General features: G+C 71.3%; 14 protein-coding genes. 6 read left to right on the top strand and 8 right to left on the bottom strand.

Annotated elements, in window-relative coordinates; genetic code table 11:
• Position 1: 1 nt before the first annotated feature.
• Complete coding sequence (locus AB0I81_RS19025; protein WP_360658190.1) at positions 2-772, bottom strand: nuclease-related domain-containing protein; 771 nt, start codon at positions 770-772, stop codon at positions 2-4.
• 173 nt (positions 773-945) lie between these two features.
• Between AB0I81_RS19025 and AB0I81_RS19030 the strand changes: the two genes are divergently transcribed.
• On the top strand, positions 946-1,536 hold the full coding sequence (locus AB0I81_RS19030; RefSeq protein WP_360658192.1) for a TetR/AcrR family transcriptional regulator: 591 nt from the start codon (positions 946-948) through the stop codon (positions 1,534-1,536).
• On the opposite strand, the gene AB0I81_RS19035 is transcribed toward AB0I81_RS19030, so the two are convergent.
• Genes AB0I81_RS19035 through AB0I81_RS19045 form a run of 3 tightly spaced genes read right to left on the bottom strand, consistent with a single transcriptional unit; the run spans position 1,507 to position 4,912 of the window.
• Positions 1,507-2,553, bottom strand: a complete 1,047-nt coding sequence (locus AB0I81_RS19035) for an acyl-CoA dehydrogenase family protein (protein ID WP_360658195.1) — start codon at positions 2,551-2,553, stop codon at positions 1,507-1,509. The two genes, AB0I81_RS19030 and AB0I81_RS19035, sit on opposite strands and share 30 nt — an antisense overlap.
• Positions 2,550-3,713: an acyl-CoA dehydrogenase family protein gene (locus AB0I81_RS19040; RefSeq protein WP_360658198.1), complete on the bottom strand. Its 1,164-nt coding sequence runs from the start codon at positions 3,711-3,713 to the stop codon at positions 2,550-2,552. Before AB0I81_RS19040 ends, AB0I81_RS19035 begins: the two co-directional genes overlap by 4 nt.
• Complete coding sequence (locus AB0I81_RS19045; protein WP_360658201.1) at positions 3,710-4,912, bottom strand: acyl-CoA dehydrogenase family protein; 1,203 nt, start codon at positions 4,910-4,912, stop codon at positions 3,710-3,712. Before AB0I81_RS19045 ends, AB0I81_RS19040 begins: the two co-directional genes overlap by 4 nt.
• Before the next feature lie 107 nt (positions 4,913-5,019).
• Here AB0I81_RS19045 and AB0I81_RS19050 point away from each other — a divergent pair, with 107 nt between their 5' ends.
• Genes AB0I81_RS19050 through AB0I81_RS19060 form a run of 3 tightly spaced genes read left to right on the top strand, consistent with a single transcriptional unit; the run spans position 5,020 to position 8,642 of the window.
• The gene (locus AB0I81_RS19050) at positions 5,020-5,610 is read left to right on the top strand and encodes a GNAT family protein (RefSeq protein WP_360658204.1); all 591 of its coding nucleotides are present in this window, start codon (positions 5,020-5,022) and stop codon (positions 5,608-5,610) included.
• Between the two features lie 21 nt (positions 5,611-5,631).
• A complete protein-coding gene (locus AB0I81_RS19055; protein ID WP_360658207.1) occupies positions 5,632-8,022 on the top strand; it encodes a hypothetical protein in 2,391 nt (796 codons plus the stop codon).
• Positions 8,016-8,642, top strand: a complete 627-nt coding sequence (locus tag AB0I81_RS19060) for a VOC family protein (RefSeq protein WP_360658210.1) — start codon at positions 8,016-8,018, stop codon at positions 8,640-8,642. Before AB0I81_RS19055 ends, AB0I81_RS19060 begins: the two co-directional genes overlap by 7 nt.
• A gap of 1 nt (position 8,643) precedes the next feature.
• Here the strand turns inward: AB0I81_RS19060 and AB0I81_RS19065 are convergent, their stop codons facing one another.
• On the bottom strand, positions 8,644-9,207 hold the full coding sequence (locus AB0I81_RS19065) for a TetR/AcrR family transcriptional regulator (RefSeq protein ID WP_360658212.1): 564 nt from the start codon (positions 9,205-9,207) through the stop codon (positions 8,644-8,646).
• 82 nt (positions 9,208-9,289) lie between these two features.
• On the opposite strand from AB0I81_RS19065, the gene AB0I81_RS19070 reads away from it, so the two are divergent.
• The gene (locus AB0I81_RS19070; RefSeq protein WP_360658215.1) at positions 9,290-10,447 is read left to right on the top strand and encodes an FAD-dependent monooxygenase; all 1,158 of its coding nucleotides are present in this window, start codon (positions 9,290-9,292) and stop codon (positions 10,445-10,447) included.
• On the opposite strand, the gene AB0I81_RS19075 is transcribed toward AB0I81_RS19070, so the two are convergent.
• The 3 genes from AB0I81_RS19075 to AB0I81_RS19085 all read right to left on the bottom strand — a co-directional run bounded on the left by AB0I81_RS19075 (position 10,374) and on the right by AB0I81_RS19085 (position 12,547).
• Positions 10,374-11,399 carry a DMT family transporter gene (locus AB0I81_RS19075; protein ID WP_360658218.1) on the bottom strand — a complete coding sequence of 342 codons (1,026 nt, stop codon included), beginning with the start codon at positions 11,397-11,399 and terminating at the stop codon, positions 10,374-10,376. The genes AB0I81_RS19070 and AB0I81_RS19075 overlap by 74 nt on opposite strands.
• A 306-nt stretch (positions 11,400-11,705) precedes the next feature.
• Entirely contained in the window at positions 11,706-12,077 is a 372-nt protein-coding gene (locus AB0I81_RS19080; protein ID WP_360658220.1) for a VOC family protein, read from the bottom strand.
• A 113-nt stretch (positions 12,078-12,190) separates the two neighbouring features.
• Positions 12,191-12,547 (bottom strand): PRC-barrel domain containing protein, encoded by a 357-nt coding sequence (locus AB0I81_RS19085; protein WP_360658223.1) that lies wholly within the window; start codon positions 12,545-12,547, stop codon positions 12,191-12,193.
• 138 nt (positions 12,548-12,685) lie between these two features.
• Between AB0I81_RS19085 and AB0I81_RS19090 the strand changes: the two genes are divergently transcribed.
• On the top strand, positions 12,686-13,768 hold the full coding sequence (locus AB0I81_RS19090; protein ID WP_360658225.1) for an acyltransferase: 1,083 nt from the start codon (positions 12,686-12,688) through the stop codon (positions 13,766-13,768).
• Positions 13,769-13,772: the final 4 nt, after the last annotated feature.

The following is a 13,772-nucleotide window of genomic DNA, read 5'->3' on the forward strand; positions in this document are numbered from 1 at the left end:
CTCAGACGCGCTGCAGTTCGCGGGCCGCGGTGCGGGCGAGCAGTTCGATCTGCGTGTCGTTGAGCACGCCGCCGTCGGCCGCCGCGATCACCCTGGCGGCCGTGCGCGGCCTGAGCATCGTCAGGCCCTCCGCCTGCACCACGCCGGCGCCCTTGGGCAGGATGCCGCAGTGCACCGCGATCATGGGCACGATCGTCACCGGCACGCCGGTCTCGCGCGCGAGCAGGTCGGCGAACGCCTCGGCCCGCTCGACCAGCGCCTTGGCGGTCTTGCTGCCGTACTTCTCGCCGAAGAACAGCCGTCCCGCGTAGGAGGCGATCTCGATGTCGGGGGCCCACGACTCGTTGTCCAGGATCCAGACGCCGCCTGGCCCGATCACGAGGTGGTCGATCGAGGCCTGGCCGCGGATGGCCCGGCCGTCGAGCACCTGGTAGCCGTGGCGGCGCAGCGACTTGCGCAGGATCCGGCCGGTGATCAGCTCACCGCGCCTGGCGCCGCGCCACACCGCCGTGCGGTGGAAGGAGTACCAGTCCAGGAGCCAGTCGCCGCCGTAGGTGAGCGCCGCGAAGAGCAGGCCGATGAGCGCGGAGGCGCCGGTGAGCTCGAAGCGCAGCCCCACTGCCACGCCGATGACGAACCCCACGGCGGCCTTAACGTATCTGAGCTTGCGCCGGTTCGGCGCGTCCTCCCGCCAGAACTTCTCGTACCACCACTGCGGGGACGACCCCGTGTACTTCTCGTTGGGCTGCACGTAGATAGAGCCACCGGGCACGGCAAACTCCCCGAATGAGTAGATGATATCCAGGATCTGCCACGCCGAAGATCCCTCGCCGGTCAAGGGATACCCGTTCCCCAACCAAGGTGAGCCTAAGGTGACGGAATTAGTACCCGCAAGACCATCTACCGACCAGTCGGTATGCTAGGGCGGTGACCAAGGGGGACATTGTGAAAGAGGAACCGGTCAGACAGCGGTTGCTGGCCGAGGCGACCCGCCTGTTCGCCGAGCGCGGATTCGAGAGTACCTCGGTGCAGGAGATCGTCCTGGCGGCGGGTGTCACCAAGGGCGCCATGTACCACTATTTCGACTCCAAAGATGATCTGCTGCACGAGATCTACGCCCGCGTGTTGCGCATGCAGATGGACCGGCTGGCCCAGATCGCCGACGGGCCTGGCCCGGTCAGGCAGCGCCTGCACAGGGCCGCGGCCGACGTCGTGGAGACGACGGCCGCCAACCTCGACGACTCGAAGATCTTCTTCAGGTCGATCCACCTGCTCGCGCCCGAGACCCAGAAGACCGTCCGCGCCGAGCGCCGCCGTTACCACGAGCGCTTCCGCGCGCTGGTGGCCGAGGGACAGAAGGCGGGCGTGCTCGCCGACCGCGTCCCCGCGGAGCTGGTCGTGGACTACTTCTTCGGCTCGGTGCACCACCTGGGCACGTGGTTCCACGCGGACGGGCCGCTCACCGGCGCCCAGGTGGGCAGGCACTTCGCCGACCTGCTCCTGACCTCACTCGGGGCCGGGGACGCCGACGAGTGAGGCCAGGGCCGCGTGGTGGTCGCCGGGCGTGCCCAGCGCGATCTCGGTGGCCTTGGCGCGCTTGAGGTACAGGTGCACGGGATGCTCCCAGGTCATCCCGATCCCTCCGTGCAACTGCAGCGCCTCCTCGGCCGCGTGCACGGCCACGCCCGCGTTCCACGCCTGGGCGACGGCCACGGAGACAGACGAGGCGTCGGAGACCGCGTTCCTGGCGGCGGCCCTGGCCCGTACCACGTCGAGCCAGAGGTCGGCCAGCCGGTGCTTGATCGCCTGGAACGAGCCGATCGGGCGGGCGAACTGGTGGCGCTCCTTGGCGTAGGCCAGCGTGGTCTCCAGGCACCACTCGGCCACGCCGAGCTGCTCGGAGGCCAGCAGCCCCGCCCCGAACCGCAGCACCGCGGCCAGGTCGCAGGCGCCCACCCGGCGGGCCCGCGCCCCGGCGAACGTGACGGTGGCCACCGGCCTGGTCAGGTCCAGCGAGGGCACGACCTCGACCGTGGCGCCCTCGACCGCGTACAGGTCGCCGGCCACCGGCACCAGCAGCACGTCGGCCACGTCCGCCCCGGCCACGCCGGTGACGGTCCCGGACAGCCGCCCGTCGCCGTCCACACTGACCGAGGAACCACGCGCGGGCTCGTACGGCGACGCGGCGAACGACACGGCCAGCGCCGCCGTCCGCCGCCCCTCGGCCAGCTCCCCGAGCAGTTCGTCACGCGTGGGCAGCAGCGCCTGCGTGGCCAGCACCGAGCTGGTGAAGAACGGCACCGGCGCCACCGACCGGCCCAGCTCCTCCAGCACCACGGCCACTTCGCTGGCCGAGGCCCCCGCGCCGCCCAATTCCTCGGGGACCAGCAGCCCGGCCACCCCGATCTCGCCGGCCAGCGTCTTCCACAGGTCCAGGTCGCAGGGCTCGGACTCGATGCGCTTGAGCACCGCCGACGGCGGGCAGCGGTCGGCCAGCAGGCCCCGTACGGAGGACCTGAGCTCCTCCTCGACCTCGGAGTACATCAGGCTCATCGCGGCAGGTCCTTCCAGGGCACGTCCTTGTCGACACGGGGTTCCGAGGGCAGGCCGAGCACCCGCTCGGAGATGATGTTGCGCAGGATCTCGGAGGTGCCGCCCTCGATGGAGTTGCCCTTGGCCCGCAGGTAGCGGTAGCCGGGGCCGCGGCCGTAGAAGTCGACGTCCTCGGAGCGGCGGAAGGACCAGTCGTCGTAGCCCAGGTCCCGGCGGAACTCCACGTCGAGCCCGGTCAGCTCCTGGTTCAGCCTGGCGAACGCGAGCTTCATGCCCGACCCCTCGGGCCCCGGCTGCCCGGCTGCCAGTTGCTCGCGCAGCCGCGCCCCGGACAGGCGGGTGACCTCGGCCTCCACCCACAGCGCCAGCAGCCGCTGGTGCAGGTCGTGGGTGCGCAGCTCGGGCTGCTCGCGCCAGGCCGCCAGCATGGAGGCCAGCACGCCGCCGCCGCGCCGCGTGGGAGCGCCGCCGATGGCGACGCGCTCGTTCATCAGCGTGGTCTGCGCGACCCGCCAGCCGTCGCCCACCTCGCCGAGCCGCAGGTCGTCGGAGAGCCGCACGCCGCTCAGGAACACCTCGTTGAACTCGGCCTCGCCGGTGATCTGCCGCAGCGGGCGCACCTCGACGCCCGGCGCGTGCATGTCGCACACGAAGTACGTCATCCCGCGGTGTTTGGGCACGTCCGGGTCGGTACGGGTGACGAGGATGGCCCACCGGGAGTGATGGGCGCCGGACGTCCACACCTTCTGGCCGTCCACCACCCACTCGTCGCCGTCCCTGACCGCCCTGGTCCCCAGGGTGGCCAGGTCGGACCCGGCGCCGGGCTCACTGAAGAGCTGGCACCAGATCTCCTCCCCCGTCCACAACGGCCGCAGGAACCGGCGCCGCTGCTCCGGGGTGCCGAACGCCAGGATCGTCGGGGCCGCCATGCCCAGGCCGATGCCCTGCTTGCCGCTGTTGAGCTGCGGCGTGTCGGCCAGCTCGCGCTCCACGACCTGCTGCAGCTCGCGGGAGACGCCCAGCCCGCCGAGCCCTTCGGGGAACCACACCCAGGCCAGTCCGGCGTCGAACCTGGCCCGCAGGAACTCCAGCCGGTCCCCGGCCGGGTCGTGCGCGCCGAGGAACGCGGCCACGCGCTCCTTGATGTCCGATTCGTTCACATCCACCTCTTCAGCTCGCGATAGGCCAGCGACCGCTTGTGCACCTCGTCGGGGCCGTCCGCCAGGCGCAGTGAACGGGCCCCCGCCCAGAGCGCGGCCAGCGGGAAGTCCTGGGAGACGCCGCCCGCGCCGTGCACCTGCACGGCCTTGTCGAGGATCCACTCCACGGTGATGGGAGTGGAGATCTTGATGGCCTGGATCTCGGTGTGGGCGCCCTGGTTGCCCACCGTGTCCATGAGCCAGGCGGTCTTGAGCACGAGCAGGCGGGCCTGCTCGATCTTGATGCGGGACTCGGCGATCCAGTCCTGGACCACGCCCTGCTGCGCGACGGGCTTGCCGAACGTGGTCCTGGCCAGGGCCCGCCTGCACATCAGCTCGACCGCGCGCTCGGCCATGCCGATCAGGCGCATGCAGTGGTGGATGCGGCCGGGGCCGAGCCTGGCCTGGGCGATGGCGAAGCCGCCGCCGTCCTCGCCGATGAGGTTCTCCTTCGGCACGCGTACGTCCTCGAACACGACCTCGGCGTGCCCGCCGTGGTCGGCGTCGGTGTAGCCGAAGACGTGCATGCCGCGCTTGACGTGCACGCCAGGCGTGTCGCGCGGGACCAGGATCATGCTCTGCTGCCGGTGTTTGGGCGCCTCGGGGTTGCTCTTGCCCATGACGATGAAGATCTTGCAGTTGGGGTTCATCGCGCCGGAGATGAACCATTTGCGGCCGTTGATGACGTACTCGTCGCCGTCGCGGACGATGGCGGTGGCGATGTTCGTGGCGTCGGAGGAGGCCACGTCGGGCTCGGTCATCGCGAACGCCGAGCGGATCTCGCCGTCGAGCAGGGGCCGCAGCCACTCCTTGCGCTGCCATTCGCTGCCGAACATGGACAGGACTTCCATGTTGCCCGTGTCGGGGGCGGCGCAGTTGGTGGCGGTGGGGGCGAGGGCGGGACTCCGGCCCATGATCTCGGCCAGGGGCGCGTACTGGAGGTTGGTCAGCCCGGCGCCGTGCTCGCCCGGCAGGAAGAGGTTCCACAGGCCGCGTTTCCTGGCCTCGTCCTTCAGGTCCTCCATCAGCGGCGGCGGGCCCCAGCCGCTGGTCGCCGCCTGCTCTTCGAAGGCCGCCTCGGCGGGGTAGACGCATTCGTCCATGAAGCGGAGCAGGCGCTCGCGCAGGTCCTCGGTGACTTGGTCAAAGGCGAAGTCCATGGGCGAGAGCCTACCGACCGGCCGGTATGAGTGTCGACAGGTGGTTCCCCGCAAAAAGCGGCAGGTGGCCATCAGCGTGGCAGAAGAGAGCTCCTAAGGTTTGCGTCATGACCGCGAAGCTGCCCGCGCCTGTGGTGCTCGAGAACGACGTCGTCCGGCTTGAGCCGCTCACCATGGACCACGTGCCCGACCTGTTCGCCGCCGGCGGCGGGGACGAGGACGTCTGGCGCTGGCTGCCCATCGCCACGCCGCACTCCGAGCAGGAGCTGGGCAAGGTGGCCAGAGGGCTGATCGACGACGACAAGCACGTGCCGCACGCCGTGGTGCCCAAGGAGAGCGGCCGGGCCGTCGGCTGGACCACCTACTGCGACGTGCCCGGCTTCGACGAGAGCGTCGAGATCGGCTGGACCTGGTACGGCAGGGCCGTCTGGCGCACCGCCGTGAACACCTCCTGCAAGCTGCTGCTCGTCAGCCACGCCTTCGACCTCGGCTACAACCGCGTACTGCTCAAGACCGACAACCTCAACGAGCGTTCGCAGAACGCCATCAGGCGCATCGGCGGCGTGCACGAGGGCACCCTGCGCCGCCACCGCAAGAGGCAGGACGGCACCTGGCGCGACACCGTCTGTTTCGGCATCCTCGAAGAGGAGTGGCCGCAGCACCGCGACCGCCTCAGGACGCGCTTGAACCTTTCGTAGAAGGGCGGCGTCTGATCTCGCATGACCGATCGGCTGGGAGGCTACTGGCTCGGCGCCCGGCTCGACGGCGGCGGACAGGTGATCGTCCGGGAGGCGTACGACGAGTCGGGGGTCCGCCACGCGCTGGGGCTGCCCTGCCCGCCCGACGCCGGGGCCAGGGCCGGGCTGGCCGCCTCGGCCGAGGCGGCGCGGCGGGTGCGCTCGTTGTCGGTGGCGGAGCTGACCGAGGTCTGCCTGGACGGCGAGCCCGCCTATCTGGTCAGCCAGTACATCGAGGGCCCGACCCTGCGCCGGGTCGTGGACCGGCACGGCCCCTTCGCGGGCGACGACCTCTACCGGCTAGCCGCCGCCGTGGCCACGGCTCTGGCGGCCGTGCACGAGGCGGGCGCGGCGCACGGGGCGCTGACGCCGGAGAAGGTCGTGCTGGGGGCCGAGGGGCCCAGGCTGGTCGGGCTGGGGCTGGCGGGCGACTGCGGCGGGCCGCCCGCCGACGTGCACGCCTGGGGGCGGCTGCTGGTGTTCGCCGCCTACGGGCCCGAACAACGATTAGGCGGCGGCGAGCGCCTGGACCGCCCCTTACGCGGTCTGGTGGCCGCCGCGCTGCACCCCGATCCCGAACACCGCCCGAACGCCCGCCAGCTCCTGATGTCCCTCCTGGACGCCCCGCAGTCCCAGCAGGGCCGCCTGCTCCCCCCTGAACCCATCGACGACCCGCCGCTCGGGGCCCGCGCCGAGGCCGTCTACCGCAAGCTCAGCCCCGCCGAGCAGGATCTCGTGCCCGAGGTGTTCCTGCGCCTGGTCGGCCTCGATGCCGACGGCGCCGACACGGTGGCCGCCGCGAGCAGGAAGGAGCTGGCGGGCGGGCGCGGGGCGGAGGAGGTGGCGGCGATCGACGGGGTGCTGGCGGCGTACGGGGAAGCGGGGTTGATCGTCAACGGTGAGACCGCCCGCATCGCCCACGCGGCGCTGTTACGGGCCTGGCCGCGGCTGCACGAGTGGCTGGACGGGGAGCGGGCGGGGCTGGCCGTGCACCGGGAGCTGGCCGAGGCGGCGCGGCGGTGGGAGGCGGGCGGGCGCCGCGAGTCGCAACTCCTGCGGGGGGAGCCGCTGGACAGGGCGCTGGCGTGGGCGGCCGGCGGGCGGCGGCGGGTGACGCTGAGCGCGGGCGAGCAGACGTTCCTGGACGCCGGGCTTGCGCGGGGGCGCAGCCAGGCGCGCGGGCGGCGCACGGCCATGGCGGGGCTGGCGGCGGTGGCGATGGTGGCCGCGCTGCTCGCGTTGTGGCAGCGCGGGGTCGCCGACGGGCGGCTGGACGAGGCGATGTCCAGGGTGGCGACGTCGCGGGCGGAGGCGCTGCGGGTGAGCGACCCGGTGACCGCGCGCAGGCTGAGCCTGGCCGCGTGGCTGCTGGCGCCGACTACGGAGGCCGGGCGGGCGCTGGCGGCGGAGGATCCGGCGGTGTCGGTGTTCGCCGACCCGCACGCGGGACCGCGCACGCTGTACGCGCTCACCGGCGACGGCGGCACGCTGGCCGCGCTGGAGGAGGGCAGGCTGCGGGTGTACGACCTGTCCTCAGGCCGGACGCTGGCCACCGAGACGGGCCCGGCGCAGAGCGTACGGGCGATGGCCTGGTCACCGGACGGCCGCACGCTGGCGCTGGTCGGGGTAGATCGCTCCTACCTGTACGACCTGCCAGCCAGAAAGCTGGGCCCGCCCTTCGGACGAGGGCTCGGCAGGCCAGGAGAGCAGTCGGCGTGGTTCAGCCCCGGCGGCGGCCTGCTGTTCGCGGCGGCCCCGCAGTCGGGCGAGCGGTGGGCGTGGGACTTCCGGGCGGGCCGGGCCGCGTACGTGGGCCGGTACGCCGTGATCGGCCCCCACGACCGGACGGCGCTGGTCTTCGACGGCAGACGGTCGTCGATCGAGCGGTTCGGCCGCTCGGCGCCCGCGCCGTGGCTGGAGCGGATGCCGTGGGAGTACACGACGGTCGCGCCCGACGGGCAGCGGGTGGCCATCGCCGAGGAGACCGGCATTCAGATCTACGACCTGGACGGCCTGCCCACCCGGCTGGTCCGCCTGCGCCCCTCCCCCGGCAGGCTGCTGTTCAGCCCGGACGGGCAACTCCTGGTCAGCACCGACAACGACCGGGTCAGGGTCTGGCGGCTCGACAGGGGCACGCTGCTGGCCGACCGGCAGGTCCCGGCCTCCGCCGACCGGCCCGCGCGGGCGGCGGTCTCGGCGGACGGCCGGTGGTTGCGCGTGCTGGCCGGGCGCGGCACGGTCCTGACCATCGACCTGGCGCGGCCGTCCGCCCCCGCCGACCCGGCCGCGTGGGTGTGCCAGAGGTACGGCCCGCTGTCGCCCGAGCAATGGCGGCGGCACCTGCCTGAGGTCTCCTATCGCGAGACGTGCTGAAATGGGTCATGGATCTGGACCATCTCGTCTACGCCACCCCCGACCTGGACGCGACCGTCGCCGAACTGGAGCGGTCGCTGGGCGTGCGAGCCGCCGTGGGCGGCCGGCACCCGGGGTTCGGGACCCGTAACCAGCTGCTGGGGCTGGGCGGGAAGAGCTATCTGGAGATCGTCGGGCCCGACCCTGAGCAGGGGCGGCCAGAACAGCCCAGGCCGTTCGGGATCGACACGCTGACCGAACCCGTGCTGGTGACGTGGGCCGTGGCGGTGGGCGACCTCGACGCGGTGATCGCCCGCGCCCGCGAACGCGGCTACGATCCCGGCGACGCCCAGGACATGTCCCGGTGCACGCCGTCGGGCGAGCTGCTGAGCTGGCGGCTCACCCTGCCGCACGAGAGCGGGATCGTGCCGTTCCTGATCGACTGGGGCGCCACGCGGCATCCGGCCGAGAGCGGGCTGCCGGCGGTCGAGCTGGTCTCGCTGGGCGGCGGCCATCCGGAGCCGGAGAGCGTACGTGGCGATCTGGCGGCCATCGACGTGCGGCTCGACCTGGACAAGCAGCTCCGTCCCTGCCTCACCGCCGTGTTGTCGGGACGGTACGGTCCGGTGACGCTGACCTGATCTAGGAGGCCCGTCGCAACATGCCCGACAGCAGGTCGCGCACGGCGTCCTCGATCTCCTCCTGAGTGGGTACGGCGCCCGCGCCGGCGATGGCGTCGAACATCAGGCCCTCGCCGAAGGCCACGAGGCTGCGGGCGTGCCGTACCGGGTCCTGTGAGCCCATGGTGGCCAGCATGGTGATGGCCGGGTCGCGGAAGTGCCGCCCGGCCTCGTCGTAGATCTGGCGCAGCTCCGGCCGCCTGGTCGCCTCCAGGGCCAGCTCGTAGCGGGCCAGGGTGCGGCGGCGGTCCGCGAGCTGGATGTGCAGGGCCTCGGCCATGCGGGCGGCCAGGCCCTGCGCCTCGTACGAGTCCGGCCCGTAGGCCACGGCCAGCGCCCGCAGCTCCAGTTCGGTGAGGCGCGACAACGTCAGCTCCAGCAGTGCCGCTCTGGTGCGGGCCAGGTTGGAGGTGGAGCCCGGCGGCAGTCGCGCGGCCTCGTCCACGGCGCGGTGCGTGAGGCCGCGCATGCCCCGCTCGGCCAGCAGCGTGATGGCCGTGTCGGCGACCAGGTCAGAGCGCTTCACGGGAGCCGATCCTACCGCGAACGAGGGCCCGCACTACAGGCGTAGTAGATTGACACTACAGACGTAGTGAGGGGAGGCCGCCATGGCCAGAGCCGTGGTGATCGGCGCGGGAGTGGGCGGGCTGACCGCCGGGGTGGCGCTGCGCCGCAAGGGGTGGGACGTGACCGTGCTGGAGCGCGCGCCCGAGATCGAGCCCGTCGGGTCGGGCCTGGTGATCGCCGCCAACGCGCTCAAGGCGCTCGACGTCATCGGCCTCGGCGACCGCGTCCGCGAGCTGGCCGTGACGGAGGGGCGGTTCGGCCTGCGCCGCGCGAACGGGAGCTGGCTGACGCAGACCACGGAGCAGGACGCGGACGCCAAGTACGGCGACTCGATGGTGGTCACGCTGCGGGCCACGCTGATGGAGGTGTTCATCGACGCTCTCGGCCGCGAGCGCCTGCGCCTGGGGACGACCGTCTCGGACGTGGACGCCGACAAGGGTGTCGTACGCACCGGGGCGGGCGACCTGGAGGCCGACCTCGTCGTGGCGGCCGACGGCATCCATTCGGCCACCCGGCGCACGCTGTTCCCCGGGCATCCCGGGCCGGCGTACTCGGGGGTGACGGCCTGGCGCGGCCTCATCCCTGGCGACGGGCTGACGGTCCCCCGTTCGGAGAGCTGGGGCAGGGGCACCGTGTTCGGCGTCCACCCGCTGGCCGGGGGCATCGTCTACGTCTACGCCACCGACGTGCTGCCCGCCGGGACCGTGCACGCGGACGAACGCGCGGAGTTGCTACGCAGGTTCGGCGGCTGGCACGAGCCGATCCCCGACCTGCTACGGGCCGCCGATCCCGCCAGGATCATCCGCAACGACGTCTACTACAACGCCGAGCCGCTGCCCGCCTTCCATCGGGGCCGGGTCGCCCTGGTCGGTGACGCGGCGCACGCGATGACGCCCAACCTGGGGCAGGGCGCCTGCCAGGCGATCGAGGACGGGGTGGTGCTGGGGCACATGGCCGGCGATGCCCGGGGCGGCGGCTCCCCGGCGCTGGCCGCTTACAGCGCGGCCCGGATGGAGCGGACGGCGAAGATCGTTCAGCGGTCGTGGACCATGTGCCGGATGACCAAGCTGCGCAATCCGCTGGCGGTACGGCTGCGGGACCTGGGGGTGTCGGCCGCGGCCCGGATCAGCCCAGATCTGATGTTGCGCTCGATGGACGAGATGTTGCGCTGGCGTCCACCGGCGACTGCTGGACGGTGATCACCCGCTCCAGGGGCGGGGACTTGCGCTCCAGGGACTGCGCCGCGGGCTCGGCGGTGACCGGCCGGGACTCCGTGGTGGCCGGTCGGGACTGGGTGGCGGCGGGGCGGCGTTCCGTGGTGGCGGGTGCCGCCTTGTGGTCGGGGGTGAGCCGGCCGAGCGTGATCGTGCCGCCGATGGTGAGCGCGGCGGCCAGCAGGGCGGGAACGGCGGTCGAGGGGTCGGTCGGCAGGGGCTCGCCGAGCAGGATGGCTCCGGCCAGCACGGAGGTGATCGGGTCGATGACCTGCACACCGGCGTAGGCGATGCCGAAGTAGCCCACGGCGTACGAGCGCTGCAGCAGCACCACCGCGCACACCAGCAGCACGGGCACGGCCAGGGTGAACCAGTGGATCAGCCGCCCCCAGTCGCCCTCCATCCCGCCGCCGACCACGCGTACGAACGTGGACACGCTCGCGGTGACCGCCCCGGCGCCCACGGCCAGCAGCAACGCCTTGTTAGCTCCGTGGACCCGGCTCGCGATCACCTGCGTGACCAGCGTGATCGCCGCGATCACGGCGATGAAGCCGAGCGCCGCGCCGTCGCTCAGGCTGGGCGTGACGTGGTGCGAGGGCACCAGCAGCATGAGCCAGAGCAGGCCCACGGCCACGGCGATCGAGCCCAGGATCTCGGCCCGGTACGGTCTGCGCCCGTACATGAACGCGGCCAGCGGCACCGCGAACACCAGCGTGGCGACGCTGATCGGCTGCACGGCGACCAGCGGCGCGAGGCTCAGCGCCACGGCGTGCAGGCAGGCTCCCGAGAAGCTGATGACGCCGCCGACCCACCAGCGCGGGCGCCTGACCAGCTTCAGCGAGGCGCCTTCCGCCACGACCTCGTACTGCTGGATCGCGGCGCCAAGTGCGTATCCCAGCGCTCCCGCCAGGGCGATCAGCATGCCGACCCAGGTCATCGCGGCCCGCGCAGGAGCAGAGATCCTTTCAAGAGCATTGCTCCAGCTTATGAGGCCACAGAGGTTCCAGAATCAACCTTTAGGCCGAAAAATCATCTCAAATTGCCTTCGACCTGCACGAACATGTGGCGCTTCCTTGAGCGGACACTGGATAACGAACCGGACCACAGTGTCCGGCCGGCGTCGGGCGGATGTCCGGGTCGCGTCGATCGGGCAGACAGTCGCGCAGGCAGTCAGGCGGTCAGGACTGCGGGGCATGCGGTCAGGTGGTCAGGTGGTCAGAACTGCGGGCAGACGATCAGGGGGTCAGGACTGCGGGCAGACGCAGAACAGGTGGCCCTCGGGGTCCTGCAGCACGATCCAGCGCGTGCCCTCCTCGGTGACGCCCGGCTGGAAGTCGGGCTTGGACGCGCCCAGCGCCACGTACTCCTCGGCCGCCTTGGCCACGTCGGGCACCCGGAAGTCGAGGTGGAACTGCTTGTCGGGGCCGGGCCACGCGGCCGGCTTACGATCGGCCACGCGGCCGAAGTAGATGCTGGTGGTGCCGTCGGTGATGGCGGCGTACTCGTCCTCGGCGTAGGTGATCTCCCACCCGGTGACCTCGTGGTAGAACCCGGCCAGCGCCTTGGGGGCGGCGCAGTCGATGGTGAAGGCCAGAAGTTGTGCTTTCGTCGTCATGCTGGCAAGCCTTCCAGCCATACCTGCCACCTGCTGTCAGGTACGCCACAACGTTCTCCGGAAACGCCAGGGGGCGCGCCCGGCGGCGCGGCCCCCCCTCTTGCGGCCTGGACTCACCCAGGGAAGCGGCGGTAGTAGTCGCCGAGCCGGGTGCGGTATTCGGGTTCCTTGTGAGCGCCCTCGTCGAACTCGGGCGCGTCCTTGATCTCGGCCTTGGTACGTGCCACGAAGATGTCGCGTTCCTGGGGATCGATCTTCGTGATCACCTGGGCCGGGAGCAGAACCTTCTTACCGAAGATCCACGGACCGGTGTCGACGATGAGGAAGCTCTCGCCCACCTCGTACGTCGCCTCGTCGACAGAACCGATCTTCCCGTCCGTCGCCTGGACGTGGTAGCCCACGAGGTCCAGCGCCTGCCCGCGGTTGTAGACGTCAGGTCGATAGTCCCAGAGCTCCATTGGTGCTCTCATCCTCTCTTCTTGTCGTCTTTCGGGCGAGACCACAACTACCCGTCGAAAATCGTGTAAACCCGTAAGAATGCCTTTGACGTTCTGCAACCAACTCGCAAGCTGATGCCGCCACCCTCTTCACATAGAAGGGAGAGACCCATGTCAACCAGGCCAGAACGGCTGTACGAGCTCGACGGGCTCCGACTGCTGGCGGCTCTGTTCGTGGTGCTCTTCCACTACGTGTTCTCCGGCTGGGCCGGCGACAAGACCACCGTGACGTTCGTCACCGAGAGCGCCTGGGCGAAGTACGGCTACCTGGGCGTCGACCTGTTCTTCCTGATCAGCGGCTTCGTCGTGCTGATGAGCGCGTGGGGCAGGAGCCCCAGGCAGTTCGTGGTCTCCCGGGTCGTGCGGCTCTACCCCGCCTACTGGATCGGCATCGCGGTCACCGCCCTGGTCACCGTGGCGCTGGGGCAGGGCCTGTTCCAGGTCTCGTTAACCCAGGTGCTGGCGAACCTGACGATGTTCCAGGCCATCCCCAACATCGAGAACGTGGACGTCGTCTACTGGACGTTGTGGGCGGAGATGCGGTTCTACCTGCTCATCCTGGTCTTCACCTTCATCGGGATGACGCGGGGGCGGGTCATGGCGGCCCTGTGGGGCTGGCTGGCGCTGACGTTCCTGGTCGAGGCGGGGGTGCTGCCGGGGATCGCGGACCTGGTGGTGCAGTCGGAGTTCTCGCACTACTTCATCGCCGGGATGGCGCTGTTCATGCTCTACCGGTTCGGGCTGGACTGGCAGATCGCGCTGCTGGTGCCGATCTGCCTGGGCAACGCGGTCTACCGGGCCATCGGGTACGCCGAGGCGGTCGGGGAACGCTACTCCGTCACGTACTCGCCGGTCGTCATCACGGCCCTCGTCGTGCTCATCTTCCTGATCATGACGTTCGTCGCGCTGCGGGTCACCCAGCCGCTGTCCAGGCCGGGCATGGTGACGGCGGGCGCGCTCACGTACCCGCTGTATCTGCTGCACGCGCACGTCGGCTTCATCCTGCTCGCGCGGCTGGAGGACTCGGTCAACAAGTACGTGCTGCTCGTCGGGCTGATCGTGGTCATGCTGGGGGCGGCGTACCTGGTGCACCGGTTCGTGGAGCGGCCGCTCGCGCCCCGGCTCAAGCGGCTGCTGTCCAAACGGGAACCCGCGCACGCCGCGGCCGCTCCGGCGGGCGCCCCGACACGGTGACCTG

It is taken from the genome of Nonomuraea sp. NPDC050404 (assembly GCF_040655495.1).
Classification (GTDB): domain Bacteria; phylum Actinomycetota; class Actinomycetes; order Streptosporangiales; family Streptosporangiaceae; genus Nonomuraea.

Coding starts and splice junctions, on each gene's coding strand:
- AB0I81_RS19035 (WP_360658195.1), bottom strand. CDS start 2,553: ATGAGCCTGATGTACTCCGAGGTCGAGGAGGAGCTCAGGTCCTCCGTA.
- AB0I81_RS19045 (WP_360658201.1), bottom strand. CDS start 4,912: ATGGACTTCGCCTTTGACCAAGTCACCGAGGACCTGCGCGAGCGCCTG.
- AB0I81_RS19050 (WP_360658204.1), top strand. CDS start 5,020: ATGACCGCGAAGCTGCCCGCGCCTGTGGTGCTCGAGAACGACGTCGTC.
- AB0I81_RS19055 (WP_360658207.1), top strand. CDS start 5,632: ATGACCGATCGGCTGGGAGGCTACTGGCTCGGCGCCCGGCTCGACGGC.
- AB0I81_RS19070 (WP_360658215.1), top strand. CDS start 9,290: ATGGCCAGAGCCGTGGTGATCGGCGCGGGAGTGGGCGGGCTGACCGCC.
- AB0I81_RS19075 (WP_360658218.1), bottom strand. CDS start 11,399: ATGACCTGGGTCGGCATGCTGATCGCCCTGGCGGGAGCGCTGGGATAC.
- AB0I81_RS19080 (WP_360658220.1), bottom strand. CDS start 12,077: ATGACGACGAAAGCACAACTTCTGGCCTTCACCATCGACTGCGCCGCC.
- AB0I81_RS19085 (WP_360658223.1), bottom strand. CDS start 12,547: ATGAGAGCACCAATGGAGCTCTGGGACTATCGACCTGACGTCTACAAC.
- AB0I81_RS19090 (WP_360658225.1), top strand. CDS start 12,686: ATGTCAACCAGGCCAGAACGGCTGTACGAGCTCGACGGGCTCCGACTG.